This is a genomic window from Corynebacterium hiratae, assembly GCF_009708045.1.
GTDB classification, from domain to species: domain Bacteria; phylum Actinomycetota; class Actinomycetes; order Mycobacteriales; family Mycobacteriaceae; genus Corynebacterium; species Corynebacterium hiratae.
This window is the reverse complement of sequence record NZ_VIOG01000011.1, coordinates 1-26,902: the sequence shown is the minus strand read 5'-3', so window position 1 is coordinate 26,902 and position 26,902 is coordinate 1. Positions and strand designations below refer to the sequence as shown.

Here is a 26,902-nt window from a genome sequence, read left to right as displayed (position 1 = left end):
AACACTAGGATTTTTGAGCTTAAAGGAACACGTTTAATGTCACACGGCCAAACTCACGCCAAGCACGTGGACTTGGGGGATGCGCAGCTCACCGAGCGTATCAACGCCGGGATGGCTGCTGTAGAGGACCTGCTGAATACGGAGCTCGACCGCGGGCAGGACTTCATTAAAGACAAGGTGCGCCACCTCTCCCTGGCCGGGGGCAAGCGTTTCCGCCCGATGATGGCGTTGCTGGCTTCCGAGTTTGGTGAACGCTCGCAATCGCCCGAGGTGATTAAGGCGGCCACCGTGGTGGAAATGGTCCACGTGGCCACGCTCTACCACGACGATGTCATGGATGAGGCGGAGCGCCGCCGCGGCGTGGATTCCGCGAACTTTCGGTGGACCAACTCGGTGGCCATTCTGGCGGGCGATGCACTGCTCGCGCACGCCTCGCGACTGATGAGCCAGCTGGATACCCACACGGTGGAGCACTTCGCGGAGACTTTCGAGGAGCTCGTCACCGGCCAGATGCGGGAAACCATCGGTGCTGGCGAAGCCAATGCCGTGGAGCACTACACGGCGGTGATCCGGGAAAAGACCGCGGTGCTGATCGCGTCCGCCGGCTACCTGGGTGCCTACCACGCGGGTGCGGGCCCGGAGCAGTGCGAGGCCCTGCGCCAAATCGGTGCGGCCGTGGGCATGATCTTCCAGATCGTCGACGATGTCATCGACATCTTCTCCGACTCCGAGGAATCCGGGAAGACCCCGGGCACGGACTTGCGCGAGGGTGTGTTCACCCTGCCGGTGCTCTATGCCCTGGAGGAGGAAGGCGAGGTTGGCGATGAGCTGCGCGCGCTGCTGACGGGCCCGCTTGAGGACGACGCCTCCGTACAGCGCGCCATCGAGCTGCTGTGGCAGTCGGGCGGCCGCGATAAGGCGCTGGCCGACGTTAACGCGTACCTGCGCGTGGTCGAGGACCAGCTCTCCCTGCTCCCGGAGTGCACGGCTAGTGAGGCTCTGCGCCAGCTGGCGGACTATACCGTTCAGCGCGTTGGTTAAAATACCCTCCTGCCTGGCGATTTGCATGTTGGGCGGGAGTTCGTAGTAAAGTACATAACCGCACTCAAGAGTGCTTGCCAGGTTGCCCGAGCGGCCAAAGGGAGCGGACTGTAAATCCGCCGGCATTGCCTTCAGAAGTTCGAATCTTCTACCTGGCACAACATGAATCCCGCAGACGCAAAAATGTGTCTGCGGGATTGTCTTATCGCTATCGCTGGAAGTCCGCGGGGTTCTTCAACTGCTCGGCCTCAGGCAACGGCCCCGGCAGGGTGGTGCCTTCAGCGAATGGTGCACCCGGCAGATGATCGCGGCCGTGGGGCTGGGCCAACCCAGACAGATCCGGACCGGCCGGCACGATTTGGGTGGGATTAATCTCGCGGTGGACGATGTAGTAGTGCTGCTTGATCTCCGTGAAGTCGGTGGTATCGCCGAAGCCCGGGGTCTGGAAGAGTTCGCGCAGGTAGCCGTAGACATTCGGCATCTCGCTGATTTTGTTCCGGTTCGTCTTGAAGTGGCCGTGGTAGACGGCATCAAAGCGGATCAGGGTGGTGTATGCCCGGATATCGGTCTCCGTGATGTGCTCACCCATGATGAACCGGCGGTGGGCTAGCCGTTCTTCCAACCAATCGAGGACCTCAAAGACATCCGCATAGGCCTCTTCATAAGCCTCCTGGGATGCGGAGAATCCCGCGCGATACACGCCGTTGTTGAGTTTCCTGAAGATGAAGTCGTTAATTTCTTCCATCTCCTCCTGCTGCTCGGATGGCGGCAGCAGGTTGGGTGCGCCTTCTCGCTGGAACTCGGGCCACTCCGTTTGGAAGTCCCGCACCATGGAGTTGAAGTCGTTGGTCACGACCTTGCCGCTGGATTCTTCCACCAGTGCTGGCACGGTGATTCCCCGTGGGTAGTCCGGGAAGCGCTTGAAATACGCATCCTGCAGGCGGGGGATCTGCAACACGGGATCGACGCCGCCTGGATCGAGGTCAAATGTCCAGGAGCGCTTGTCGTGGGTCGGGCCCGCCAAACCTAAGGAGATGACATCCTCCAACCCCAACAAACGCCGAACGATGACCGCGCGGTGCGCCCACGGGCAAGCGCGCGCGGCGATGAGGCGGTAGCGGTGGGGCTGCACCGGCCAGTCCAAAGTCTCGCCACTGCCACTCGCGGAGGGCTGTGGATTGTCACCGGTGACTGAGGCGAGGATGCGGTCACCGATGTAGTTCGTATCTCGCTTGAATTCACCGTCCGTCGAAGCGTTCTGGGCATCGCCGGCCCAGTCCTTGTGCGTATCCTTCTGAGCGCTGTCAGCCATGTCGGTCCTCTCTGCCGGCTAAAAAATACCTGATACGTCAACAATAGCGAGGGTTGAGCTATGAGCGCTGGGGTCTGCAGATTCTGCGGCGTAGTAAAGCTCGCTGTGGATGAATCTATGCGAGTATAAAGATCCCCAAAAACCTTATCTGTACTGGCGATTTGTGTAGCTACACGGTTTCGGGTTAATCTTTTCAAGGCTTCAACGAGAGCACAGCGGAGAAATTCCGTGACTCAAAGAGGCTGTGCCCCCTTAGCTCAGTCGGCAGAGCGTTTCCATGGTAAGGAAAAGGTCGACAGTTCGATTCTGTCAGGGGGCTCCATTCATGTTTCTGGAAGCTTTCAGAAAGTGAATATGGCGGTGTAGCTCAGTGGTAGAGCAAGCGACTCATAATCGCTGTGTCGCGAGTTCAATTCTCGCCATCGCTACCGGGAAAGAAAAGCGCCCGCATCTGGGCGCTTTTTCACTACCGACTCCCAGCCTTGCGCGGCACGTGGTTTCCAAAGGGAATCGGCGTTCTGGTAGGGTTGTGCGTTGTCCCAAAAGGGCACGCAAAGGGGCGTGGCGCAATTGGTAGCGCAACGGTCTCCAAAACCGTAGGTTGCAGGTTCGAGTCCTGTCGCCCCTGCCACATCACTTCCAAGGAGGGAATCGCCGTGAGCGATGAAAAGCAGCCGAGCACCGGGGCTCCGCGCCCAACCGGCAAGCGTCAGCTCTCTGGCGCAGCGACCACCTCTACCGATTCCTACACTGACAAGCGCGTCGTGCGCGTCGAGGACAAGAAGGAAGATTCCTTCGGCGGATCTGTTGGTTCCTTCCCGGGTGAGGTTGTCTCCGAGCTTAAGAAGGTTGTCTGGCCCACCGGCAAGGAAATGGTTCAGTACGTTCTCGTGACCTTCGCCTTCCTCATCGTCCTCACCGCTCTGGTGTGGGGCGTGGACGCGCTGACTGGCCTCGGAGTTGAAGCAATCCTCGCGCCTTAGTAAACTAATTACATACTTTCATCCCGCCGCCTTCCCGCTAGCTCGACTAGGGGAAACGGCGGGATACTTTTTGCCCAAGTCCGGCCGAGTACCCTGGTGGGGACGAGAAGAATAATTACCAATTTGGAGTAGCAGACAATGAGCGAAGAAAACACTGGCACTTCCCTTGAGCAGGCCATGATCGATAACGTCCAGGAACAGGCCGCGGAGGCGGTCGAGGCTACCGAGGAGGCCCAGCAGCCGCAGGAGGAGCTCTCCGCAGAGGAGAAGGAAGCCGCCGAGAAGGAAGCTGCTACCAAGGCCGCCGAAGCCGCCCTCGGTGGCGGCACGGACGAGGCTGAGGCTGAAGGCGAGGGCGCAGGGGAGGCGTCGGCAAGCGCTGACGCGGACGCCGCCGCAGCAGCCGACGCTGAGTACAAGTCCCGCCTGCGCGCCTTTACCCGCGAGCTGAAGAAGCAGCCTGGCCAGTGGTACATCATCCAGTGCTACTCCGGTTACGAGAACAAGGTAAAGACCAACCTCGATATGCGTGCACAGACCCTCGAGGTTGAGGACTCCATCTTTGAGGTCGTTGTGCCGGTCGAACAGGCCATTGAAAAGAAGGACGGCAAGAAGAAGGTAGTTAAGCGCAAGCTGCTGCCGGGCTACGTGCTGGTGCGCATGGAGCTTAATGACGCTGCCTGGTCCGTCGTTCGCGATACCCCGGGCGTGACCTCCTTCGTGGGCAACGAAGGTAACGCCACCCCGGTCAAGATCCGCGACGTGGCTAAGTTCCTCATGCCGAACGATCCGACGGTCTCTCCAGAAGCTTCCGCAGCAGATTCCGAAGGCGAGCAGGTCGTGGCTATGCCGGAGAAGGAGGCCGCCAAGGCCTACGCGCACGACTTCGAGGTGGGCGAGGCCGTCACCATCCTGTCTGGCCCGCTGGCTTCCGTCTCCGCCACCATCTCCGAGATTGACCCGGAGACCGGCAAGATGCAGGGCCTGGTGTCCATCTTCGGCCGCGAGACCCCGGTGGAGCTGTCCCCGACGGAGATCGAGCGCATCTCCTAAAAAGCGATTTTGAGCTGGGCGCACGGTGTTCTAAACTTGAACGCCGTGCGCTTTTGCGCATCTTGAAACGTTCATCCTCCGGTGGCCCACAATGCGTGAGCATCCGGACGGGGCGCTGTTATTCATCGTGGCGGCACTCCGGTACCACAGGAAAGAGGTAATTCGATGGCTCCCAAGAAGAAGGTCACTGGCCTGATCAAGCTCCAGATCGAGGCAGGCGCTGCTAACCCGGCTCCGCCGGTCGGCCCGGCACTCGGTGCCCACGGCGTCAACATCATGGAGTTCTGCAAGGCCTACAACGCTGCGACCGAGTCCCAGCGCGGCAACGTCGTGCCGGTGGAGATCACCGTCTACGAGGACCGCTCCTTCGACTTCAAGCTGAAGACCCCGCCGGCAGCGAAGCTCCTGCTCAAGGCTGCTGGCATCAAGAAGGGCTCTGGCGTTCCGCACACCGACAAGGTTGGCTCCGTGACCTGGGATCAGTGCAAGGAGATTGCACAGACCAAGTTCGAGGACCTCAACGCTCGCGACATTGAGAACGGCGCCCGCATCATCGCTGGTACCGCTCGCTCCATGGGCATCACCGTTGACGGCGTCCCGGCTAAGTAAAAATTCGATTTAATGCGCGATACGTTCTGTATCGCGCGTGGCAGGGCCAGCTTCGGCCCGCTATCACCACATCAATCCAAGAAAAGGAATTGCACTTATGAGCACCAAGTCCAAGGCATACAAGGCTGCCGCTGAGCTGGTAGACCGCTCTCGCCTGTACCGTCCGATCGAGGCCGCCAAGCTGGCCAAGGAGACCTCCTCCAAGAACTTCGACGCTACTGTCGACGTTGTCTTCCGCCTGGGCGTTGACCCGCGTAAGGCTGACCAGCTGGTTCGTGGCACCGTCTCCCTCCCGCACGGCACCGGTAAGGACGTCCGCGTGGCCGTCTTCGCTGAGGGTGACAACGCTGAGGCCGCTAAGGCTGCTGGCGCCGACATCGTGGGCACCGAAGAGCTGATCGCTGCCATCAACGAGGGCAACATCGACTTCGACGTTGCTATCGCCACCCCGGATCAGATGGCCAAGGTTGGCCGCGTTGCACGCGTGCTGGGCCCGCGTGGTCTCATGCCGAACCCGAAGACCGGCACCGTGACCGCCGACGTGACCAAGGCTGTTGCTGACGTCAAGGGCGGTAAGATTTCCTTCCGCGTGGACAAGGCTTCCAACCTGCACGCCATCATCGGCAAGGCTTCCTTCGATGCTGAGAAGCTGGCTGAGAACTACGGCGCGCTGTACGACGAGATCATCCGCCTGAAGCCGTCCTCCGCTAAGGGTGTCTACGCTAAGAAGATCACCATGTCCACCACCACCGGCCCGGGCATCCCGGTCGATGCTTCCGTGGAGAAGAACTACACCGACTAGTGTTGTCTGTGTAAACGAATTTTAGGCCCCGGCTCTTGGATGAGCTGGGGCCTTTTTCGCGCTTTCTCTCTTTTGTTTATGCAGGTCACGGCCGGATATCTTTCTGACAGGTAATTGGCAGCTAAGTACGATGGCCTTTCAAGGAAAGTGCTGCATACTAATTCTTGTGCGTTTGAGAGAGGCGCATGAGAGATAGAGAGAACACCCTGAGTCTTGCAGGGCGGGCGGCGTGAGAAACCGCCTGATAAACAAGACCCCTTACAACGCGGGTTCCGGATTTCACCGGGGCCCGCGTTGTACTGTGTAACCCAAGTCAGGTACTCCACGCCGTGGACTTAAGCGGAGATGCATCAGGCCTAGGGCAAACGCGGACGCTGGATGTAGATGGTTCTAGTCAAAAGGTTTTCTTGGGGGCAAACAAACCATATGGAGGAGCGAAGAAGGTTCGTTTGGGGGCAGGTGAACCTTCTGACTGAAACCTCCTGACGGAAACCTCCTGACGGAAACCTTCTGATGGGAACCATGTGGCAGCGCACCGAGTTATTCACCGGCTATCCGCTGCCGGTTAAAAGGATTAGATGCGTGCGAAGTCCGCTTTAAGGCCGCGGCTTGCCCTTCATCCAGTACACGGACCAGATGACGTCTTCGCGCGGCACACCCCAGTCATGCACGGCTATCGAGCGCACTGCTTTGGCCAGGTCCCCTTCGCCGGATACCCACACCGAATCCGGCGCTGTATCCGCGGTGAAACGGGAGCCGAGAAGTTGTCTGGCGCGTGTGCAGTGTTCGTCGTGTGGAGCCAGGACCATGGTGAGTGAGCGGACCTTGCCGCGCCACGTCTCCTCCAAGCCGTCTTCAACTTCAGCGTCGTCTGTGATCATGGCAACGACGTCGACTGCACCCAAGGTTTCCGGTGAGAAGGCTTCGTAGTGCTCGAGGATGTGCCACAGCGCCGGTAGGGCAGAGGCATCTGCGAGTAACAGTTGTGACTTCCTAGGGGCCTGCCACAGTGCTTGCCCGGTATATATTCCGGCGGTATCCCCGGGTTGGGCATTGAGGATCCAGCGTGAGCCCGGGCCATTATCGCCATGGGTCACCACGTCGACATCGATGGTGCACGCTTCTTGGTTGAGCTTGCGAATTGTGTACCAGCGCAATGCTGGGCGAATGTCGTCGGGCAATCGGGTGACGGCGGCACGAACATTGGTATCGTCGACCGGGAAGGGCGAAAAATCCTGCTCGTCTTGGGGCATGAGGAGCCCAAAATACTCGTCAGGCCCGGCTAAGGGGTAGTCACTAAAAGCCGGCGAGTGAAAAGTTAAACGGTGCAGCCGCGGCTTGAGGCGGGTGTTCCCGGTGAGGGTGACGGGCAATAAGCGGTGATGCGTCAAGGGAATTGATCCTAGGTAGAGGCCAAATTTGAAACCATCATAACGTACAGGTTAGGCTAGCCTCAAATAATTTAGGGGTGCGAATGCTTGCATGCTCGTTCCCGTTGAAGGAAAGGTTTATTCCATGGTTGCTATCCACCGGCGCGCGAAAACCGTGCTCGCTATTGTCTCAGCGGCAGCGATTGCTTTAGCGGGGTGCTCCCGCGGAAGTGGCGAGGACAGCGCGGGTGCGGACAGTGCTGAGGAGGTGCGCGTTGCCAGCCTGGGGCTCGGTGATGCCGATACCGTGCTGGCACTCGGAATCACTCCGGTTGCTGTGGCCCCCTGGGGTGCGAAAGGGGATGGTGATCCCTCCGGAGTTGGCCCATGGGCGAAGGAGCTTTTGGGAGATGCCCAGCCCGAGGTGATCTATAACACCGCCTCCGGTTTCACGGCCGAGGTTCTAGAGCAGGTCACTGCCTCGGACCCCACACAGATCATCGCCGTGAACCAGGCAGTGGATCAGGAGGCGAAGAAATCCCTCGAGGATATCGCCCCGCTGACCGTGAAGCCCGAAGGTTTCGAGGACTGGCAGATCCCCTGGGATGAGCAAGTCAAGACCATCGCCTCTGCCTTGGATAAGGAAGAGGAGGGGGAGAAGCTCATTGACCAAGCAGAGGGCGCCTTTGAGCAGTTCAAGGACTCCCACCCGGAGCTGCAGGGCAAGCGCGCAGCCATCCTCATGCCCTATGACGGGAAGCTGGGCCTCTACACGGCAGAAGACGGCCGTGGCCAGTTCATCGAAGACCTCGGCTTTGAGATCCCCAAGGAACTGCAGGGTGATGGTTCCAGCTTCTTCGTGGACTATGCCCCGGAAAACTACTCCCAGCTCAACAATGTGGACTATCTGTTCGTCTTGGATTACAACGGTGCGGTCGATGAGCTGAAGAAGGATTCCACATTCCAAGGCCTGGACGTGGTCAAGGATGGACGCGTCCGCTACCTCGACACGGACACCGGCAATGCGATGAGCGTGCCGAACCCGCTGACGATCCCGTGGGCCGTCAACAAGTTCGAAGAGCAGCTCTAAGTGCTCGCACTACCGAGGAAGGCTGACGCTATCCACGGCGTTGCGTACCCGCAACGCCGTGGCAAGGCAGACGCACTGGATTCGCGGGGGAGAAGCCGCGCACTGCTCACCACGGCCCTGGTTGTGTCGACCTTCCTCCTTTTGCTGTGCTCATTGGCGGTTGGCTCGAGGGCTATTCCGTTGCCGGATCTGGTGTCTGCCCTCCTCCACGGAGGCGAAGCAGATATCGAGAACATCGTGTGGGATTTGCGTATCCCCCGCACGTTCGTTGCCTACTTCGCGGGAGCGGCCATCGCGGTATCGGGTGTTATCGCTCAGTCCTGGACTAGAAACCCCTTGGCTGATCCGGGCTTCATCGGTATCACCGCGGGGGCCTCGTTCCTGGTTGCCCTCGGGACGGCGCTAGGCGTCGCCACCTCAACCGGGATGCGGACCGCGCTCGCTCTCGTAGGCGCCGGCCTGGCCACAGCATTAGTGCTGGGTGTATCCCGGCGGTTTCAGGATCCCCTGACGCTGGTCCTAGTCGGCGCGGGAGTTGCTGCTGCCTTGAGCTCTGGCGCCATGCTGATCGGCCTGTACTCCACGGATGTCCTTGACAGCATGCGCCGGTGGACCATCGGATCCACGTTCGGGCGCGGCCCAGAGGATGTCGCCATCGCAGGTGCCGGATTGCTCATCGGGTTTTTCATCGCCGCACGTGTGGCGCGCCCGCTCGATCTTCTGGCAATGGGGGAGGAATCCTCGGTTGCTCTAGGCGGTTCTCCCACGCTGGCGCGGCGCGGCGCTGCCTTGAGCATCGTTGTCCTAGCGGGATGCGCTACCGCAGCGACGGGGCCCATTGCCTTCGTCGGATTCGCCATCCCCCATCTGCTGCGCCGGTTCACGGGGCCAGAAGTTACCGCGATGATTGCCCCGGCCGCATTGCTCGGTGGTTGCTCCGTACTCGCTGCGGATATTCTGGGTCGCCTCATCGCGGGCCCCTCTGAGTTGGAGATGTCCATCGTCTTGGCCTTTGTGGGCGCACCATTTCTCATCTGGGCCGTACACCGTGGGGAGCATAAACTATGAGTGGGCGGGTGAAGGGGGACGTCGCCAAGCAACTGCGTTCCCAGGAGCGGCAGCGCCGGACATGGATATGGGCGGCGACCTGCTTCTTTGTTCTGGTCGCAGCAACCTCCTATGTCCTCCTTTTAGGCCAAGGCCCTGTGGCCTTGAGTCCGGGGCGAGTCCTAGAGATCCTCAACGGTGGCGGCAGCCGAAGCGAAATCCGCGTTGTCTGGGACCTGCGCATGCCGGTAGCTCTAGCGACCCTCATCGTAGGTGCCGCGCTCGGACTGGCGGGGTCGTGGACGCAATCCATGTCGCGCAATCCGCTGGCCTCGCCTGACATTCTGGGTGTGACTGGTGGCGCGTCCGTCATGGTGGTCCTCGGAACGGTATTCTCCCGGCCGTTGCTTGCCGACGGACTATCCATGTTCTGGTGGCGAGCCGGACTCGCGCTGCTGGGCGCGGTGCTAGCGGCCATCCTGCTGGTGGCGCTGGGGGGAATCGGCACGAGCAACCGCATCGTCATCGTCGGAATCGCGCTCTCCCTGCTGTTCCAAGCGCTGGTGGCGTATCTCTTACGCGCAGCCGAGCTCCTCCGCGCGGCGCAATCCCAGCTGTGGCTGGCGGGAACCACGGGTTTCGTGCGGATGGAGGTCATTGTTCCCCTGCTCCTGGGGTTGACGCCTTTCGTAGTTCTTGGCCTGTGGTGTGCTCGGGAGCTACCGCTTCTTGCGCATGATGATCTCTCAGCCCTTTCCCTCGGGGTCAACATCACGCGAACACGCGCGTTGCTGCTGGTGGCAGCTACGGGCATCTGCGCGGTGACCGTATCCGTGGCCGGTCCCATTGGTTTCATTGCACTTCTGGCCCCGCATGTGGGGCGTATTGTTGCCCGCACACCCACGCCTGTGCCGCTGGTCTCCTGTGCTGCAGGCGCCGCCTTGTTGAGCGTGTGCGCTGTCATTGCTGGAGCGTTGCCGATGGACGCTCCGGTGGGTGCTGTCTCCTCCATTATCGGAGGATGTGCCCTGGTCATCTTGGTGTGGAATGCCGCACGGCGGAGAGGATAAGAGCTAGTGAAAGACAGAGAAATTACGGCCACCGGTATTTATGCCGGATATAAGGACGGGGAAGACATCCTGTCGGGTGTTGACTTGGTGGCACGCCCGGGCGAAATCACCACGCTTATCGGGCCTAATGGCTGCGGCAAGTCCACGTTGTTGAAGACCTTGTCTAAGATTCTTCGCCCGCGGCAGGGGAGCGTGCACATCGGCGAGTTGGACGTGCACGCCATGAGCCCGAAGGAAGCAGCTGCCCACGTGGCGCTTCTTCCGCAGCAGCCGACGGCGCCGGATGGGCTGCGGGTGGGCGAGCTCGTCGCGCGCGGCCGCTACCCGCACCTGGGCCGTGGTCGGGGACTGTCCACGAAGGACCGCGACATCATCGCGCAGGCCTGCGTGGAGACTAGCATTACGGACTTCATCGACCGTGACATCGCAGCACTCTCGGGCGGCCAGCGCCAGAGGGTGTGGCTCGCGCTGGCCTTGGCGCAGGACACGCCAGTGCTGCTTCTCGACGAACCCACAACCTTCCTCGATCCAGCCCATGCCATCAGCGTTCTGCAGCTCGTGCGCAAGCAAGCCGACGCTGGGAAAACGGTCGTCGTCGTGTTGCATGATCTCATGCTGGCCGGGCAGTACTCCGACACCATGGTGGTCATGAACAACGGCGAAGTCATCGCGCAGGGAACGCCCCGCCAGGCGTTGCGGAAAGAAGTGCTGGCCGCAGCCTATGGCATCGACGTCGAGATCTGGGACGACCCGCGCAGCGACGCCCCCGTCATCGTTCCGCGCGGAGTGCTCAGCGACTGACAACGTTCATACAGGAACCCGCGTCGAAAGCTCTCAGCGGAGCGATTTGGAGTTATGGCAGGTCGGGTTGTAAAGTACCTAGCGAAGTTTGAACGGCCCGCTGAGGCCGAGTCAAAGTTCACCGAAGACCGTCGGTCATCCGGATATCCGGATCGAAGGTTCCTCATCCTAGAGGGCGGCCCACGCAGGAGACACTTTGCGAATAAGCGCGGAATTCCGCGCGCGCCCTGTGCTCTTGCACGGGGCTTTTGTTATTTCGGTTGTCCATCGGGCAAGCGGAGTGGGGAAGGCCCCGGCGGAAAACACAAGAGATGTTTCGAAAGGAGGTGAAGTAGAAAATGGCAAACCCGAAGAACACCGCAGACCTGGCGGCACTGAAGGAGAAGCTCGAGGGTGCAAACTCCATCGTGCTTACCGAGTACCGTGGCCTGACCGTGGGTCAGCTCCAGGAGCTGCGTAACAACCTCGGCTTTGACGTTGAGTACTCCGTCGCCAAGAACACCCTTTTCAAGATCGCTGCCAACGAAGCTGGCATCGAGGGTCTTGACGAGCACCTGACTGGCCCGACCGCTATTGCGTTCATCAAGGGCGAGGCAGTGGATGCTGCGAAGGTCATCACCAAGTTCGCTGATGACAACAAGGCACTCGTTATCAAGGGTGGCTACATGGACGGCAACGCTCTGTCTGCCGACCAGGTTGAGGCCATCGCCAAGCTGGACAACCGCGAGACCACCCTCGCAAAGCTGGCTGGCGCCATGAAGGGTTCTATGGCAAAGGCTGCCGCCGTATTCAACGCTCCTGCAACCAAGATGGTCCGCACCGCTGCGGCCCTGCAGGACAAGAAGGCTGCGGAAGCTTAAGACGCCACTTACAGGCGCACAACTTAAACACACACACTTATCTGGCTGCCTAGTGCGGCTAGGAACAATGAGAAAGGATGCCAATCATGGCTAAGCTCACCAAGGACGAGCTCATTGAAGCTTTCAAGGAAATGACCCTCATCGAGCTCTCCGAGTTCGTCAAGGAGTTCGAGGAGGTCTTCGACGTTGAGGCCGCTGCTCCGGTTGCTGCTGTTGCTGCTGGTGCCCCGGCTGCCGGCGGTGCCGCCGAGGAAGAGAAGACCGAGTTCGACGTCGTTCTGACCGACGCTGGCGCTAAGAAGATCGGCGTTATTAAGGCTGTCCGCGAGATCGTCTCCGGCCTGGGCCTGAAGGAAGCTAAGGAGCTCGTTGAGGGTGCTCCGAAGGCTATCCTCGAGGGTGCTTCCAAGGACGACGCTGACGCTGCTAAGGCTAAGCTCGAAGAGGCTGGCGCTTCCGTCGAGCTCAAGTAATTCACCTGAATTACTAAAGCTTTCCTGCGCAGTACACTCGCTGCGCTCCAACAACCCCGTTCCGCTTTTTGCGCGGTGCGGGGTTGTTCCCGTTTTGTCGGGACCCCGATGGCCCAGCGGATTCTAAACATTTCGTGTCAGGTCTTGACACTAGGGTCAAAAAGAGACACTATTGGGGTGTGCAATTTCGGCGTAGAAGTCTCGAGCGGTTCCATCAGGATGGTGTGCCGCCGCGATATATTCCATCGGAATTGCGTTCGGTAGTGCGCCGCAAGTTACTTATGATTGGGCGGTCTGTAAATGTCACGGACCTTCGGATTCCACCAGCAAACCGGTTGGAGCGGCTCAAGGGTGACCTAGAGGGCTACTACTCAATTCGCGTCAACTCGCAGTGGCGCATCATATTCAAGTGGACACCCGAAGGAGCTGTTGACGTTGACTTTATCGACTACCACTGACGCGCATACTCATGTTGATGTTGTTCCTGTTCCGCATCCTGGAGAAATCCTTCTCCTAGAATTCCTCAAACCCTGTGGTATTACCCAGTATCGCCTGGCCAACGACATTGGCACTACCCGCTCTCAAGTCTCCAAAATTACCCGCGGTACGCTCGGTATCAGTGCCGATATGGCTTTGCGTTTGTCGGCCTACTTTGGGAACTCCGCGGAGTTCTGGCTCGGACTCCAAGAGGAATACGATCTGTGGAAAGCTCGCCAGATCACGGATGTCAGCGCTATCGTTCCGTGGAATCACAAAGAAGAAGCCGACTCTCACTCATAGAAACAGTTGACTTACGCTTATGAGTGGCTAGGGGAGTCCTCTTTCTCCTTCGCGTCTGCTTGCGCAAGGGCGCGATCGGCTCTGCGCACAAAGATGAGGGCGGGCCCGATTGCGAGGAGCCCGGCGAGCGCATTTGCCCACAAACCAGTGGTCAAGGTCCAGCGATGAGATATTGCGGCCAGAGGGGTCGACCACACACTAGAGAGTGAAACGACGGTGCTCATTTGGATATTGGTGACTCGGCCAAGTGTTTCTTCGGCCATAAGCCTGTGGAGTGCGGCATAGGTTACCGCGCCGGCGGCTGGGGCTGTAAGAACGGACAGTCCTAGCGGGATGATCATCAACAGGCTGGGGCTGAGCAGGGCACCACATGCGATTGATGCAGCAACCCAGGCACATGTGCCTACCTGAAGGGCTGCGAAGGAAAACTTCTTTTGCATCCAACCCGTCGACAAAGCACCCACAATCCCGATGAGGACGATGGACGTGCGGGCTAGTCCCGTTACCCATCCAGGGTTGTTCCCCTCCTCCAGTATGAGGACGGCCATGAACAGTGAGCCGTTAATTGCACAGTTCGACAGTGTTTGCATGGCAATGAGCCCGCGAAGTAGGGGCGAGCGAGCCACGATGGCTAAGCCTTCCTTGGTTGTGCGTAGGAGCTTGTTCTCTGCCTTCTTTGCGGGGTCTAGGTTAGCCCTGATGAAGAGGAAGAAGACGATGGTGAGGAAATTTGCCAGACCGACAAACACGAAGGGCAGAGCCACATTGACTTCTAGAAGTGCGCCGCCCACAGTGGGGCCGATGAGTCCCGCAAATTGCAGACGTGCTTGGATGAGCCCTTGTTTGGCGGCGAGCTGTTCTTCTTCAACGAGCTGGGGCAGGCAAGGGTCGGAGCAAGCTTGGCCTATTCGGTAAAAGAGCATCATGCTCCCGAGTAGCGCACCGAAGACGATGGGGGAGAAGCTTCCGGATAGAATGAGGCCCGCTAACGCGAGGTTGAGTATCCCAGCCAGCGCGTTGGTCACAATGATGAGTGGCTTGCGGCGCCACATATCCGCAAGAGAGCCGCCGATGATGCCGCCTGCCAGTGCCGCAATTCCAGTGATGGTTCCATACAGGCCGGCAAGGGTAAGACTATCGCTCAAACGTAGAGTGACCACTGGAATAGCAAGCCCGGCTCCCACCCCAGCTATCTGAGCCACGAGGTCTGACCATAGGTAGAGGCGGAAGTCTCTGTTCTTGCTTTGGGGGTCATTCTTCATTGGTTCCTGCAATCTGCCGATCCGATCTCAAGTGTGATGTGGGGCACTTATCCTTAGACTATTAAACGCTCCGGTAGCCCCCCGTCAACGCCACGTGAATCTGAAACGCACCCTCCGGGGAAATGTGTTTTGAGCAAACGAATCGGTAGGATAAGCCACCATGCTGCCCAAGTCCCGCATCTTCTCCGTCCTCCTGCTCGGCCTCGGCGTTGCGCTGATCGCAGCTGGCCTGGCGGCGTCGAGCTTCTTGAGTTTTAGCCCGCGCCTGCCGCTGGACATCAAGGACACCACGTGGACGATGCAGGATGAGAACGCCACCGCGCAGGAGCTGTCGGCAGAGGGCGCCTCGCAGTACGAGGGGCCCATGACCTATCAGCTCAACCTGGACATTCAGGACCCGGCGGACAAGGAGACAGCAACACTGCGAGTGGGGGAGTCCGCCATCCGCGGTGGCACGGGCAACGTCGAGGACTTGAGCTTTGCGCGCGTGTGGAATTATCCCGTCGACCGCCTCAGCGGTGAGGCCACGGGCCCAGCGGCGCTCTCCCACACCATGGGCTCGCCCACGGCGGAGGTGCCCGTCGAAGGTTACTGGCTGAAGTTGCCGGCTGACGCCGAGCAGACCACCTACCCGGTCTTTGACCCGGTGCTGCGCAAGGCTGCCGACGCCGTCTTCGAGGAATCCCTCGACATCGACGGCCGCACGGTCTACCGCTACCACCAAGAGATTGAGCCCACCAACGTGGCCACCCTCTACGCCGGTAGCACGACCACCACGCTGAGCAATGAGGACGGCTCCGCCGAGCAGGGCTACCTCTTCCACTCCGCAACGCGGGACCTTTTCGTGGATCAAGCCACCGGGCTGGTCGTGGGCATGGACGTTGATGTGCGGGACTACTGGGCCGACCGTGAGGGTAACGAGCGCGAGGTGCAGTTCGCCTTCAACGGTGCCACTGATGAGGAATCCCGCGCGGAGCTGCTTCAGCAAGCAGAGCGCTTCCCGCGGAGTGCTGTGGGGCAGTGGGTGCGCTGGGGCGGCGTCGGAATCGGCGCGCTTCTGGTGCTGCTCGGGGCGCTGGGCGCTTTCCGCCGTCCCACTAGCCGCCACTCCCGCTAGCCGCGCGTGCTAGAGGCCCGCGCGTGCGGATCTCCGAAGCGACACGCCGGCGGCGCGTTTCGCCTTTACAAGGCCGCCATTATGCTATAGGCTATTTCGTTGCGCTGGAATCTGGATCTTTAGTGCACATTTAGCCTTTCGAGCGGTGATGGTAAAACCGACTTGACAAGGTGATTTTGTGCATTCTAAACCCAGTCATTCCACAGCAGACCGAATGCTAAATCTACCAGCGGTTTTGCACCTCACCGGCCAGGGTGGGGCCGCAATCCGCCAGAGGTACTGGAAGGACCCATCTTGGCAGTCTCCCGCCAGACCAAGTCAGTGGCCAACATCCCTGGAGCCCCGAAGCGATACTCCTTCGCTAAAATCAGCGAGCCTATCGCCGTCCCGGGCCTCCTCGATCTACAACTCGATTCTTACGCGTGGCTCATCGGCACCCCCGAGTGGCGCGAGCGCGAGCAGGCAGAGCGCGGCGAAGACGCACGCGTGACGAGCGGCCTTGAGGATATCCTCGAGGAGCTTTCGCCGATCCAGGATTACTCGGGCAACATGTCCCTGTCCCTGTCGGAGCCTCGCTTCGAGCCGGTGAAGAACACCGTGGACGAGTGCAAAGAGAAGGACATCAACTACTCGGCGCCACTGTACGTCACCGCAGAATTTATTAATAACGACACCCAGGAGATTAAGTCCCAGACCGTCTTCATCGGTGATTTCCCGATGATGACCGAGAAGGGCACCTTCATCGTCAACGGCACCGAGCGCGTTATCGTCTCGCAGCTCGTGCGTTCCCCGGGTGTGTACTTCGACCAGACCATCGACAAGTCCACCGAGCGCCCGCTGCACTCCGTGAAGGTCATTCCTTCCCGCGGTGCGTGGCTCGAGTTTGACGTCGACAAGCGCGACACCGTCGGCGTGCGCATCGACCGTAAGCGCCGCCAGCCGGTCACCGTGCTGCTCAAGGCCCTGGGTTGGACTGAGGAGCAGATCAAGGAACGCTTCGGCTTCTCCGAGCTCATGATGTCCACCCTCGAGTCCGATGGCGTGGCCAACACCGATGAGGCTCTGCTGGAGATCTACCGCAAGCAGCGCCCGGGCGAGCAGCCCACGCGTGACCTCGCGCAGGCCCTGCTCGACAACTCCTTCTTCCGCGCGAAGCGCTACGACTTGGCCAAGGTCGGCCGCTACAAGGTCAACCGCAAGCTCGGCCTGGGTGGAGACCACGACGGCCTAATGACCCTGACCGAGGAAGACATCGCCGTCACCCTCGAGTACCTCGTGCGCCTGCACGCCGGCGAGCGTGAGATGAAGGCCCCGAACGGTGAGATGATCTCCATCCACACCGACGACATCGACCACTTTGGTAACCGTCGTCTGCGCACCGTCGGCGAGCTCATCCAGAACCAGGTCCGCGTGGGCCTGTCCCGCATGGAGCGCGTCGTTCGCGAGCGCATGACCACCCAGGACGCAGAGTCGATTACCCCGACCTCCCTGATTAACGTCCGCCCGGTTTCTGCTGCCATCCGCGAGTTCTTCGGCACCTCCCAGCTCTCGCAGTTCATGGACCAGAACAACTCCCTGTCCGGCCTGACCCACAAGCGCCGCCTGTCCGCGCTGGGCCCGGGCGGTCTGTCCCGTGAGCGCGCCGGCATCGAGGTGCGAGACGTCCACGCTTCGCACTACGGCCGCATGTGCCCGATTGAGACTCCGGAAGGCCCGAACATTGGCCTGATCGGTTCGCTGGCTTCCTACGCCCGCGTCAACGCTTTCGGCTTCATCGAGACCCCGTACCGCAAGGTTGTAGACGGCAAGGTCACCGACCAGGTGGAGTACCTCACCGCTGATGAAGAGGATCGCTTCGCTATTGCGCAGGCAGAGGTTGAGAAGGATGCCGACGGCACCCTGACCGGCGACCGTATCGAGGTGCGCCTCAAGGACGGCGATATCGGCGTGACCGACGCCGCCGGCGTTGACTACGTCGACGTTTCCCCGCGCCAGATGGTTTCCGTGGCAACCGCCATGATTCCGTTCCTCGAGCACGACGATGCTAACCGTGCCCTCATGGGCGCGAACATGCAGCGCCAGGCCGTGCCGCTGGTGCGCTCCGAGGCCCCGTACGTGGGCACCGGTATGGAGCAGCGCGCCGCCTACGATGCTGGTGACCTCATCATCACCCCGAAGGCGGGCGTGGTGGAGAACGTCACCGCGGACCTCATCACTATCATGGATGACGAAGGCCAGCGCGATACCTACATGCTGCGCAAGTTCGAGCGCACCAACCAGAACACCAACTACAACCAGACCCCGCTGGTGTCCCTGGGTGAGCGCGTCGAGGCAGGCCAGGTGCTTGCCGACGGCCCCGGTACCCACAACGGTGAGATGTCCCTCGGCCGCAACCTGCTGGTTGCCTTCATGCCGTGGGAAGGCCACAACTACGAGGACGCCATCATCCTCAACCAGCGCATCGTGGAGGAAGACATCCTCACCTCGATCCACATCGAGGAGCACGAGATTGATGCTCGCGATACCAAGCTGGGCCCGGAGGAGATCACCCGCGAGATCCCGAACGTCTCCGATGACGTTCTGCGTGACCTCGACGAGCGCGGCATTGTCCGTATCGGTGCTGACGTCCGCGCGGGCGACATCCTCGTCGGTAAGGTCACCCCGAAGGGTGAGACCGAGCTGACCCCGGAGGAGCGCCTGCTGCGCGCCATCTTCGGTGAGAAGGCCCGCGAGGTGCGCGATACCTCCATGAAGGTGCCGCACGGTGAGACCGGTAAGGTCATCGGCGTTTCCCGCTTCTCCCGCGAGGATGACGACGACCTAGCCCCAGGCGTCAACGAAATGATCCGCGTCTACGTGGCTCAGAAGCGCAAGATCCAGGACGGCGATAAGCTCGCTGGCCGCCACGGCAACAAGGGCGTTGTGGGCAAGATTCTCCCGCCGGAGGATATGCCGTTCATGGAGGATGGCACCCCGGTGGACATCATCCTCAACACCCACGGTGTGCCGCGTCGTATGAACATCGGCCAGGTTCTCGAGGTTCACCTCGGCTGGCTGGCACACGCTGGTTGGAAGATCGATACCGAGGACCCGGCCAACGCCGAGCTGCTCAAGACCCTGCCGGAAGAGCTGTACGACGTCCCGCCGGAGTCGCTCACCGCAACCCCGGTCTTCGACGGTGCCACCAACGAGGAGATCTCTCGCCTGCTGGCTTCCTCCAAGCCGAACCGCGATGGTGACGTCATGGTGGACGAGCACGGCAAGGCCCGCCTCTTCGACGGTCGCTCCGGCGAGCCCTACCTGTACCCGGTTTCCGTCGGCTACATGTACATGCTCAAGCTGCACCACCTCGTCGACGAGAAGATTCACGCCCGCTCCACCGGCCCGTACTCCATGATTACCCAGCAGCCGCTGGGTGGTAAGGCACAGTTCGGTGGCCAGCGCTTCGGTGAGATGGAGGTGTGGGCAATGCAGGCATACGGCGCTGCCTACACCCTGCAGGAGCTTCTGACCATCAAGTCCGATGACGTGGTCGGCCGCGTCAAGGTCTACGAGGCCATTGTCAAGGGTGACAACATCCCGGATCCGGGTATCCCGGAGTCCTTCAAGGTCCTCCTCAAGGAGCTGCAGTCCCTCTGCCTCAACGTGGAAGTTCTCTCCACCGACGGCACGCCGATGGAACTGTCTGGCTCCGACGAAGACGACATGGACGGCGCTCCGTCCCTGGGCATTAACCTGTCCCGCGACGAGCGCTCCGACGCAGACATCGCCTAGCTTTTGGTCCGCCGCCCCAAGCGGCGGCGGGCATAACGAAACACCACCTACATACAAAGCCATCAACTTCCCCCTGACGGGGGATGAAAGGGAGACATTACGTGTTTGACGTAAATCTCTTCGACGAGCTCCGCATCGGGCTGGCCACCGCAGAGGACATCCGTCGCTGGTCCAAGGGCGAGGTCAAGAAACCCGAAACCATCAACTACCGCACCCTCAAGCCGGAGAAGGACGGCCTCTTCTGCGAGCGCATCTTCGGCCCGACCCGTGACTGGGAGTGCTCCTGCGGTAAGTACAAGCGCGTGCGCTACAAGGGCATCATCTGTGAGCGCTGTGGCGTCGAGGTGACCAAGTCCAAGGTTCGCCGCGAGCGCATGGGCCACATCGAGCTGGCCGCGCCGGTTACCCACATCTGGTACTTCAAGGGCGTTCCTTCCCGCCTGGGCTACCTTCTGGACCTGGCTCCGAAGGACCTTGAGCGCATCATTTACTTCGCTGCCAACATCATCACCTCCGTGGATGAGGAAGCTCGCCACAATGACCAGTCCACTCTGGAAGCAGAGATGCTGCTGGAGAAGAAGGACGTCGAGGATGACGTCGAGGCAGAGATCGCTGAGCGCGCTGCCAAGCTCGAGCAGGATCTGGCCGAGCTGGAGGCCGCCGGTGCAAAGGCCGACGCCCGCCGCAAGGTCCAGAACGCTGCCGATAAGGAAATGCAGCACATCCGCGAGCGCGGTGAGCGCGAGGTTGCTCGCCTCGACGAAATCTGGAACACCTTCATCAAGCTGGCTCCGAAGCAGATGATCATCGATGAGACCATCTACGAAGAGCTGGTTGACCGCTACGAGGATTACTTCACCGGCGGCATGGGTGCAGAGGCTATCCAGACCCTCATCCGTAACTTCGACCTCGAGGCTGAGGCCGAGGAGCTCAAGGAGATCATCAACAACGGCAAGGGCCAGAAGAAGATGCGTGCCCTCAAGCGCCTGAAGGTTGTTGCAGCCTTCCTGCGCTCGGGCAACGACCCGGCCGGCATGGTGCTCGACGCTATCCCGGTGATCCCGCCGGAGCTGCGCCCGATGGTGCAGCTGGACGGTGGCCGCTTCGCCACCTCCGACCTCAACGACCTCTACCGTCGCGTGATCAACCGCAACAACCGCCTCAAGCGCATGATCGACCTCGGCGCTCCCGAGATCATCGTGAACAACGAGAAGCGCATGCTGCAGGAGTCCGTTGACGCGCTCTTCGACAACGGCCGTCGCGGCCGTCCGGTCACCGGCCCGGGTAACCGCCCGCTGAAGTCCCTGTCTGACCTGCTCAAGGGTAAGCAGGGTCGCTTCCGCCAGAACCTGCTGGGTAAGCGCGTGGACTACTCCGGCCGTTCCGTGATTATCGTTGGTCCGCAGCTCAAGCTGCACGAGTGTGGTCTGCCGAAGCTCATGGCTCTGGAGCTGTTCAAGCCTTTCGTCATGAAGCGCCTGGTGGAGAACGACTACGCACAGAACATCAAGTCCGCTAAGCGCATGGTGGAGCGCCAGCGCCCTGAGGTGTGGGACGTCCTCGAAGAGGCCATTTCCGAGCACCCGGTGATGCTGAACCGTGCACCGACCCTGCACCGCCTGGGTATCCAGGCCTTCGAGCCGAAGCTCGTCGAAGGTAAGGCCATCCAGCTGCACCCGCTGGCTTGTGAGGCCTTCAACGCTGACTTCGACGGTGACCAGATGGCAGTCCACCTGCCGCTGTCCGCCGAGGCGCAGGCTGAGGCACGCGTGCTGATGCTGGCCTCCAACAACATTCTGTCCCCGGCCTCCGGTAAGCCGCTGGCTATGCCGCGTCTGGATATGGTTACCGGCCTGTACTACCTCACCATGGACAAGGGCGAGGACGAGATCGGTGGCGCGGGAGCTTACGCTCCCGCAGACGAAAACGGACCGGCCCAGGGCGTGTACTCCTCCTACGCGGAGGCCATCATGGCTCGTGACCGCGGCGTTCTGGGCCTGCAGGCCCCGATCAAGGTGCGCATCTCCCACCTGCGTCCGCCGTCAGACATTGAGGCAGAGCAGTTCCCGGATGGTTGGCAGAAGGGCCAGGCTTGGCTCGCTGAGACCACCCTGGGCCGCATCATGTTCAATGACCTGCTGCCGTGGAACTACCCGTACCTCGAGGGCGTCATGGTCCGTAAGGGCGGCGCCGGCAACAAGATGCTGCTGGGTGACGTCATTAATGACCTCGCTGCCAAGTACCCGATGATCACCGTTGCCCAGGTTCTGGACAAGATGAAGGACGCGGGTTTCTACTGGGCCACGCGTTCCGGCGTGACCATCACCATGCACGACGTTCTGGTTCTTCCGAACAAGACCGAAGTTCTCGAGTCTTATGAGAAGGAAGCAGAGCGCATCGAGCGCAAGTACTGGGAGCAGGGTGCCCTGACCGAGCGCGAGCGCTACGACCGCCTGGTTGAGCTGTGGAAGGACGCCACGGACACCGTGGGTAACGCCGTCGAGGAGCTGTACCCCGACGACAACCCGATTCCGATGATCGTGAAGTCCGGTGCTGCCGGTAACATGCGTCAGATCTGGACCCTGGCCGGTATGAAGGGCATGGTTGTGAACTCCAAGGGTGACTACATCACCCGTCCGATTAAGACCTCCTTCCGCGAGGGCCTGTCGGTTCTGGAGTACTTCAACAACTCGCACGGCTCCCGTAAGGGCCTGGCGGATACCGCTCTGCGTACCGCTGACTCCGGTTACCTCACCCGTCGTCTGGTGGACGTGGCACAGGATGTCATCGTCCGCGAGGAAGACTGTGGCACCCGTCAGGGCGTGCGCGTCCCGATCGGCGTCGAGGTTGCCGAAGGCTCCTACGACCTGCACGAGCTGTGGGAGACCTCCGCATCCGGCCGCGTCGTGGCTAACGACGTCAAGGATGAAAACGGCGAGGTTATTGCCGAAGCAGGCGCTGACCTGACCGAGGAGCTCAGCCGCAAGATCGTCGCCGCTGGCGTTCTGGAGATCAAGGTTCGCTCCGTGCTGACCTGCCAGACCCCAGCTGGTGTTTGTGCGAAGTGCTACGGCAAGTCCATGGCCTCCGGCAAGCTCGTCGATATCGGCGAGGCAGTCGGCATCGTGGCAGCACAGTCCATTGGTGAGCCGGGTACCCAGCTGACCATGCGTACCTTCCACCAGGGTGGTGTCGGTGGCGATATTACCGGCGGCCTGCCGCGTGTTCAGGAGCTCTTCGAGGCCCGCAACCCGAAGAACCGCGCTCCTATCGCTTCCGTCGACGGCACCGTGTCCCTGTCCGATGAGGGCAACTTCTGGACCCTGACCATCACCCCGGATGACGGTTCCGACAACGTGGTCTACGAGAAGCTGTCGAAGCGCCAGGGCCTGGCTCAGGTTCGCCGCCCGATGGAGTCCAACCCGGACGCCATGATCGAGCGCTCCCTGCGCGACGGTGACCACGTCAGCACCGGTGACCGCCTCATGCGTGGTGCGGCTGACCCGCACGACGTGCTGGAGGTTCTCGGCCGCCGCGGCGTGGAGAAGCACCTCATCGACGAGGTTCAGGCTGTCTACCGTGCACAGGGTGTGGCCATCCACGACAAGCACATCGAGATCATCATCCGTCAGATGCTGCGTCGCGGTACGGTCATTGAGGCCGGTTCCACCGAGTTCCTGCCGGGTACCCTGGTTGACCTTTCTGAGGCCAAGCAGGTTAACGCCGCTCAGGTTGCTGAGGGTGGCCAGCCGGCTCAGCTGCGCAGTGAGATCATGGGTATTACCAAGGCCTCGCTGGCTACGGAGTCCTGGCTGTCTGCGGCCTCCTTCCAGGAGACCACGCGTGTGCTTACCGATGCCGCCATCAACAAGCGCTCGGATCAGCTCATTGGTCTGAAGGAGAACGTCATCATCGGTAAGCTGATTCCGGCTGGTACGGGTATTTCCCGCTACCGCAACATCAGCGTGAAGCCGACTGAGGCCGCACGTAACGCTGCGTACTCCATCCCGACCTACGGTGATTCCATCTACGGCGACGATGGCTTCGGTGAGTTCACCGGCGCTTCCGTCCCGCTGGAGGAGGACTACACCTTCTAGGACCTGGTCCTTCAACGAGCTAGTCCTTAGCCCTTCAACGCCGAGGGAAACCAACGACCCGCACTTCACCCCGCCAGACACTGGTGGGGACGAGGTGCGGGTCTTTTTCTATCGGTAGCACCGAACCGGGACGTCCCGCTCGGAGCCCCGCCCTGCGAGAAAATTTGGGTTCTCTTACAATAGCGTCAACAAAGCCACAAGAACCCCAGTGCTCATGCCCAGGAAAGGTACCGACCGATGACATTTCCAACCACAGGATTCGAAAAGCCTGCCCCGAAACCACGCGCGTGGACGGGCGTTGATGCTCTTGTTGTTGCCGGCTTTGTCATTGCTGGCGCGCTCCTATTGTGGGGAAGGGGAGCGTTTATTAATCGCTTGGTCATGGGGGAAGATGAGCCACTCCCAACGCATGTGTTGCTACCGCTGCTTTCCGGGACGGCGGCGCTCTTCCCCTTGGCCGGGCTATGTGCGGCCTTAACTGTCCAGAAACCGCTGGCCGCATTTGTGGGTTATGTCATGTCGGTCATGCTGGGTTATGCATTCAGTGGCGTCGTAGGCCCCAGAGCCGTAGTGGAGGTAGTAATCATTGGCGCGGTCATAGAAGCCGTTTTCTTCGGCTGCAAATACGCCCGCTTTGATTTTCTTAGCGGGAGCCTCGCCGGTTTTGCTGCGGTATTGGTAAGCGGACTCGTGGGCATTATCGCCGGTGGTTTTGATGTGGAGCATCTTGCAGCCCAGTTTGGCTGGACGCTTATTAGGCTCCTGGTCACCTTGGTCGTTGTGGTGCCGCTGGCCTATGTCATCGCAAAGGCGGTGCGGGCGGTGCTTCGACGCCATGTCCACGGGTGGGAGAGTGATACACCTCCGAAAATCAAGTCTGTGTAAGACACGCCGTGAATGGGCGATAGTTTTAGCTTCTCGTTACCCCCGTGAACACCCCATGGATAGGGGTGTAGCGGGGGTAATTTGCATGAGGCTTAAATTACGAAACTAATTCAACCTGTGAACGGTATAAACATTGGAGCTACCCGTGGCCAGCAGTTTTAGACATTTATGTTGATCAAACAGGCTATGACGTGCAAGTACACGGTTAACCGCTTCCGAATTTTGCTCTTGCGGGAAGTGGCGGGGGGGGGTAGGGTCTCAGCTTGAGTCCAGTCTGCCTTCAGGAACGCCTAAGTGACTTCGGAATCTAACCGAGGGTGGGCTGCTGACCGGTTTCTTAATTGTTCTCATGAAAGGATTCTTCATGAATGTGAAGAAATTCAACGGTTCTGCCCGTCGTCGCGGTACGACGATTGCAGCTGCCGCGCTCTCTGTGGCAATGGTTGCGCCCTTCGTTCACCCAGTCGTAAGCCCGAATGCTGCGCCGGCTGCTATTGCTCAGGACTCCACGCCTGACCAGAAGCCTAGTGTGGATACCCGAGGCACTTCGGAAGCCACCGCTATCCGAGCGGACGGTACCTGGGGTCAGAAGCAGGGCTACCAAGGTACGGTCTATTTGGATCGTGACTCCGGCCCGGAGGCCCAGAATGAAGCTGACGAAGCTATGCCTGGTGTCAAGGTCTTCTTGCAGTATGTCAATGGCAAGGGTCAAGTTTCGCCGATCTACTACACCACCTCGGACTCTGAGGGCAAGTTTGTATTTGACCTGTCCAAGGCACCGAAGGACGGCCTGGGTAACCCAATCGAGTTCAAACTGGCTGGTGATGACAAGTTCCAGGTTCGAACCTGGGCTGAGAACCCGGATTCGGCAAAGTACACGCTAGCAGGCGGTGGCGACATGTACAGCGGTCGCTTCCACAACCGCCTGACCCGTAAGTGGGAAAGCTGGGACTTCGCTGCTGGCATTAACCGCATCGTAGGCGCCAAGGTAGTATTCCAGGAGCGTCCGAACGTGGATGGTTGGCTCGCCAAGCCTGAAGCTGAGTGGACCGAAGCACCCACTGCCGATAAGAAGTGGCCTGAGGGCGGTCTTTATGGCACCGCGCGAGGTAGTGTTTGGTGGGAAAACAATGAGGTCATGGGTTCACTTCCCAATCAGTACTTCAAGGGATCTACAGACCGTGCTGCTACTAATATTAAGGTCGTAGGCTCGTATGTTAACGACGAAGTGGCCCGTCAGTTTGACGCTTGGAAGGACGCCAACGAAAACCATACCCGTGAGCAGTTCCGCGTTGCGCAAAAGGAAATCGTCGACGCATACCAGGCTGAGCACGGCGAAGGTTCCCACATTGCGGAGTCCCGCGTTGCCTATGTAAAGGACGATGGTTCCTTCTATCTGCCGTTTGCTGGCTTGTATGGCGTCAGCCACACTAAAAAGGGAAACAAGACCACTGATGAGGAGTGGGGCAAGCTCGTCTCTGCTGAGGAAGAAGAGCATGGCAACCTGATGCAGTGGAACGGCACACTTGGCCAGCGTCACCGCCACATCAACACGGACTATATGTACCTGTATCCGGTAGTTGGTGAGAATCGTGACCTGTGGATGGGTAACTACCAGGACAACATGTTCCAGCCCCCCCATGGCGGAAATCTCGGTATTGAAAACGCGTCTGCGAATATTTCTGTCCAGCACTTCGCTCTGCTGACTCCCCGCCCGATTCACGACGTCATCAACTACGATAACGCCTCTGCTATTGCTGCCCCTGGAGATACCGCCAAGTCGAAGACCACGGGCTTGGTTCCCAACCAGCAGTACGCTATTGAGTGGTTTGCAGACGGTGAATCCACCGGTGAGATCTGCACCGTCACGGCTAACGAGCTTGGTGAGCTGGAGTCCTGCGACTTCACCGTTCCGAACGATCTCTCCAAGCCAACTGTGTACTCTTCTCAGGTATTCGCTGCCGATGCTTCGGGTCAGCCAACGGGTACGCTCCTTTTGGCCGACTCCTTCTTGGCAGATCCGACCGTCGTTAAGTATGACGAGACCAAGGGCACTGCCAAGGAAAAGGATCTTGAAGCAAAGCCTTCTTTCGACAACCCGAATACTGATGCCGTTGAGGAGATGCCGGAAGGTGCAACCTTCGAGTTCGCAGACCCTGCCGCCGCCGAAAAACTGGGCCTGACAATCGACGCTAAGACCGGTGTGATCACCTGGCCTGCAGATAAGCAGGTTGAAGGCCAAAACGAGGCCCTGGTAAAGGTTACTTGGACCCCGGCTGAGGGGGCTGACCCGGTATCTCGCGAGGTTCCTGCGAAGTTTGACCTGAAGGCACCTGCTGCAAAGGACAATGAGACTTATGATCCGAAGGGTCAGGATCAGGAGGTTCCGGTAGGCGGTACTCCGGATCCGAAGAAGAACATCGAGAATGCTGGTGATCTTCCGGAGGATACGAAGTACGAGTACAAGGAGACCCCT

21 protein-coding genes and 4 tRNA genes are annotated in these 26,902 nt (G+C 60.1%); 22 read left to right on the top strand and 3 right to left on the bottom strand.

Annotated elements, in window-relative coordinates:
* Positions 1-36 precede the first annotated feature (36 nt).
* Entirely contained in the window at positions 37-1,041 is a 1,005-nt protein-coding gene (locus FME68_RS09835) for a polyprenyl synthetase family protein (protein ID WP_046647769.1), read from the top strand.
* Between the two features lie 76 nt (positions 1,042-1,117).
* A tRNA-Tyr gene (locus FME68_RS09830) sits at positions 1,118-1,199 on the top strand.
* 50 nt (positions 1,200-1,249) lie between these two features.
* On the opposite strand, the gene FME68_RS09825 is transcribed toward FME68_RS09830, so the two are convergent.
* Positions 1,250-2,353 (bottom strand): glutathione S-transferase family protein, encoded by a 1,104-nt coding sequence (locus FME68_RS09825; protein WP_158397444.1) that lies wholly within the window; start codon positions 2,351-2,353, stop codon positions 1,250-1,252.
* Between the two features lie 246 nt (positions 2,354-2,599).
* Between FME68_RS09825 and FME68_RS09820 the strand changes: the two genes are divergently transcribed.
* The 7 genes from FME68_RS09820 (at position 2,600) to rplA (ending at position 5,800) form a co-directional block, all read left to right on the top strand.
* Positions 2,600-2,675: transfer RNA gene (locus tag FME68_RS09820), tRNA-Thr, on the top strand.
* Positions 2,676-2,709: 34 nt separating this feature from the next.
* Positions 2,710-2,781, top strand: a tRNA-Met gene (locus FME68_RS09815).
* A gap of 127 nt (positions 2,782-2,908) precedes the next feature.
* Positions 2,909-2,984: transfer RNA gene (locus FME68_RS09810), tRNA-Trp, on the top strand.
* A gap of 25 nt (positions 2,985-3,009) precedes the next feature.
* Positions 3,010-3,336: a preprotein translocase subunit SecE gene (gene secE, locus FME68_RS09805; RefSeq protein WP_070547318.1), complete on the top strand. Its 327-nt coding sequence runs from the start codon at positions 3,010-3,012 to the stop codon at positions 3,334-3,336.
* A 138-nt stretch (positions 3,337-3,474) separates the two neighbouring features.
* Entirely contained in the window at positions 3,475-4,389 is a 915-nt protein-coding gene (gene nusG, locus FME68_RS09800; RefSeq protein WP_049154835.1) for a transcription termination/antitermination protein NusG, read from the top strand.
* Between the two features lie 165 nt (positions 4,390-4,554).
* The gene (gene rplK, locus FME68_RS09795) at positions 4,555-4,998 is read left to right on the top strand and encodes a 50S ribosomal protein L11 (RefSeq protein ID WP_010189723.1); all 444 of its coding nucleotides are present in this window, start codon (positions 4,555-4,557) and stop codon (positions 4,996-4,998) included.
* A gap of 97 nt (positions 4,999-5,095) precedes the next feature.
* Positions 5,096-5,800, top strand: a complete 705-nt coding sequence (gene rplA / locus FME68_RS09790) for a 50S ribosomal protein L1 (RefSeq protein ID WP_158397443.1) — start codon at positions 5,096-5,098, stop codon at positions 5,798-5,800.
* 596 nt (positions 5,801-6,396) lie between these two features.
* Here the strand turns inward: rplA and FME68_RS09785 are convergent.
* Positions 6,397-7,173, bottom strand: coding sequence for a siderophore-interacting protein (locus FME68_RS09785; RefSeq protein WP_230308972.1), 777 nt, complete (start codon positions 7,171-7,173; stop codon positions 6,397-6,399).
* A gap of 142 nt (positions 7,174-7,315) precedes the next feature.
* On the opposite strand from FME68_RS09785, the gene FME68_RS09780 reads away from it, so the two are divergent.
* The 8 genes from FME68_RS09780 to FME68_RS09745 all read left to right on the top strand — a co-directional run bounded on the left by FME68_RS09780 (position 7,316) and on the right by FME68_RS09745 (position 13,291).
* The gene (locus tag FME68_RS09780; RefSeq protein ID WP_046647765.1) at positions 7,316-8,260 is read left to right on the top strand and encodes an ABC transporter substrate-binding protein; all 945 of its coding nucleotides are present in this window, start codon (positions 7,316-7,318) and stop codon (positions 8,258-8,260) included.
* Positions 8,261-9,328: a FecCD family ABC transporter permease gene (locus FME68_RS09775; RefSeq protein WP_082254433.1), complete on the top strand. Its 1,068-nt coding sequence runs from the start codon at positions 8,261-8,263 to the stop codon at positions 9,326-9,328. It abuts the gene before it with no gap.
* Positions 9,325-10,377 carry a FecCD family ABC transporter permease gene (locus tag FME68_RS09770; protein WP_046647764.1) on the top strand — a complete coding sequence of 351 codons (1,053 nt, stop codon included), beginning with the start codon at positions 9,325-9,327 and terminating at the stop codon, positions 10,375-10,377. The genes FME68_RS09775 and FME68_RS09770 overlap by 4 nt, the downstream gene beginning before the upstream one ends.
* A 6-nt stretch (positions 10,378-10,383) precedes the next feature.
* A complete protein-coding gene (locus tag FME68_RS09765) occupies positions 10,384-11,178 on the top strand; it encodes an ABC transporter ATP-binding protein (protein WP_046647763.1) in 795 nt (264 codons plus the stop codon).
* 338 nt (positions 11,179-11,516) lie between these two features.
* Complete coding sequence (rplJ, locus tag FME68_RS09760) at positions 11,517-12,038, top strand: 50S ribosomal protein L10 (RefSeq protein WP_010189711.1); 522 nt, start codon at positions 11,517-11,519, stop codon at positions 12,036-12,038.
* Between the two features lie 86 nt (positions 12,039-12,124).
* Positions 12,125-12,511 (top strand): 50S ribosomal protein L7/L12, encoded by a 387-nt coding sequence (gene rplL, locus FME68_RS09755; protein WP_046647762.1) that lies wholly within the window; start codon positions 12,125-12,127, stop codon positions 12,509-12,511.
* Between the two features lie 134 nt (positions 12,512-12,645).
* Entirely contained in the window at positions 12,646-12,969 is a 324-nt protein-coding gene (locus FME68_RS09750) for a type II toxin-antitoxin system RelE/ParE family toxin (RefSeq protein WP_328287805.1), read from the top strand.
* Entirely contained in the window at positions 12,947-13,291 is a 345-nt protein-coding gene (locus tag FME68_RS09745) for a HigA family addiction module antitoxin (protein ID WP_230308966.1), read from the top strand. Before FME68_RS09750 ends, FME68_RS09745 begins: the two co-directional genes overlap by 23 nt.
* A gap of 17 nt (positions 13,292-13,308) precedes the next feature.
* Here FME68_RS09745 and FME68_RS09740 read toward each other — a convergent pair whose 3' ends face one another.
* Positions 13,309-14,493: an MFS transporter gene (locus FME68_RS09740; RefSeq protein ID WP_328287804.1), complete on the bottom strand. Its 1,185-nt coding sequence runs from the start codon at positions 14,491-14,493 to the stop codon at positions 13,309-13,311.
* A gap of 220 nt (positions 14,494-14,713) precedes the next feature.
* On the opposite strand from FME68_RS09740, the gene pgfA reads away from it, so the two are divergent.
* The 5 genes from pgfA to FME68_RS09715 all read left to right on the top strand — a co-directional run.
* Positions 14,714-15,670: a cell envelope lipid trafficking protein PgfA gene (pgfA, locus tag FME68_RS09735; protein ID WP_158397441.1), complete on the top strand. Its 957-nt coding sequence runs from the start codon at positions 14,714-14,716 to the stop codon at positions 15,668-15,670.
* 294 nt (positions 15,671-15,964) lie between these two features.
* On the top strand, positions 15,965-19,444 hold the full coding sequence (gene rpoB / locus FME68_RS09730) for a DNA-directed RNA polymerase subunit beta (protein WP_046647757.1): 3,480 nt from the start codon (positions 15,965-15,967) through the stop codon (positions 19,442-19,444).
* A 101-nt stretch (positions 19,445-19,545) separates the two neighbouring features.
* Positions 19,546-23,541, top strand: a complete 3,996-nt coding sequence (locus FME68_RS09725) for a DNA-directed RNA polymerase subunit beta' (RefSeq protein ID WP_070821682.1) — start codon at positions 19,546-19,548, stop codon at positions 23,539-23,541.
* Between the two features lie 237 nt (positions 23,542-23,778).
* Positions 23,779-24,426, top strand: a complete 648-nt coding sequence (locus FME68_RS09720; RefSeq protein WP_158397439.1) for an ECF transporter S component — start codon at positions 23,779-23,781, stop codon at positions 24,424-24,426.
* Between the two features lie 364 nt (positions 24,427-24,790).
* On the top strand, positions 24,791-26,902 hold a 2,112-nt coding region (locus tag FME68_RS09715; protein ID WP_268865443.1), incomplete at its 3' end, for a Rib/alpha-like domain-containing protein.

Bases quoted from the DNA above. Each gene is read 5' to 3' on its own strand.
- FME68_RS09835 (WP_046647769.1), top strand. From the start codon at position 37: ATGTCACACGGCCAAACTCACGCCAAGCACGTGGACTTGGGGGATGCG.
- rplA (WP_158397443.1), top strand. From the start codon at position 5,096: ATGAGCACCAAGTCCAAGGCATACAAGGCTGCCGCTGAGCTGGTAGAC.
- FME68_RS09720 (WP_158397439.1), top strand. From the start codon at position 23,779: ATGACATTTCCAACCACAGGATTCGAAAAGCCTGCCCCGAAACCACGC.
- FME68_RS09825 (WP_158397444.1), bottom strand. From the start codon at position 2,353: ATGGCTGACAGCGCTCAGAAGGATACGCACAAGGACTGGGCCGGCGAT.
- rplK (WP_010189723.1), top strand. From the start codon at position 4,555: ATGGCTCCCAAGAAGAAGGTCACTGGCCTGATCAAGCTCCAGATCGAG.
- nusG (WP_049154835.1), top strand. From the start codon at position 3,475: ATGAGCGAAGAAAACACTGGCACTTCCCTTGAGCAGGCCATGATCGAT.
- rplJ (WP_010189711.1), top strand. From the start codon at position 11,517: ATGGCAAACCCGAAGAACACCGCAGACCTGGCGGCACTGAAGGAGAAG.
- FME68_RS09770 (WP_046647764.1), top strand. From the start codon at position 9,325: ATGAGTGGGCGGGTGAAGGGGGACGTCGCCAAGCAACTGCGTTCCCAG.
- pgfA (WP_158397441.1), top strand. From the start codon at position 14,714: ATGCTGCCCAAGTCCCGCATCTTCTCCGTCCTCCTGCTCGGCCTCGGC.
- FME68_RS09780 (WP_046647765.1), top strand. From the start codon at position 7,316: ATGGTTGCTATCCACCGGCGCGCGAAAACCGTGCTCGCTATTGTCTCA.
- rplL (WP_046647762.1), top strand. From the start codon at position 12,125: ATGGCTAAGCTCACCAAGGACGAGCTCATTGAAGCTTTCAAGGAAATG.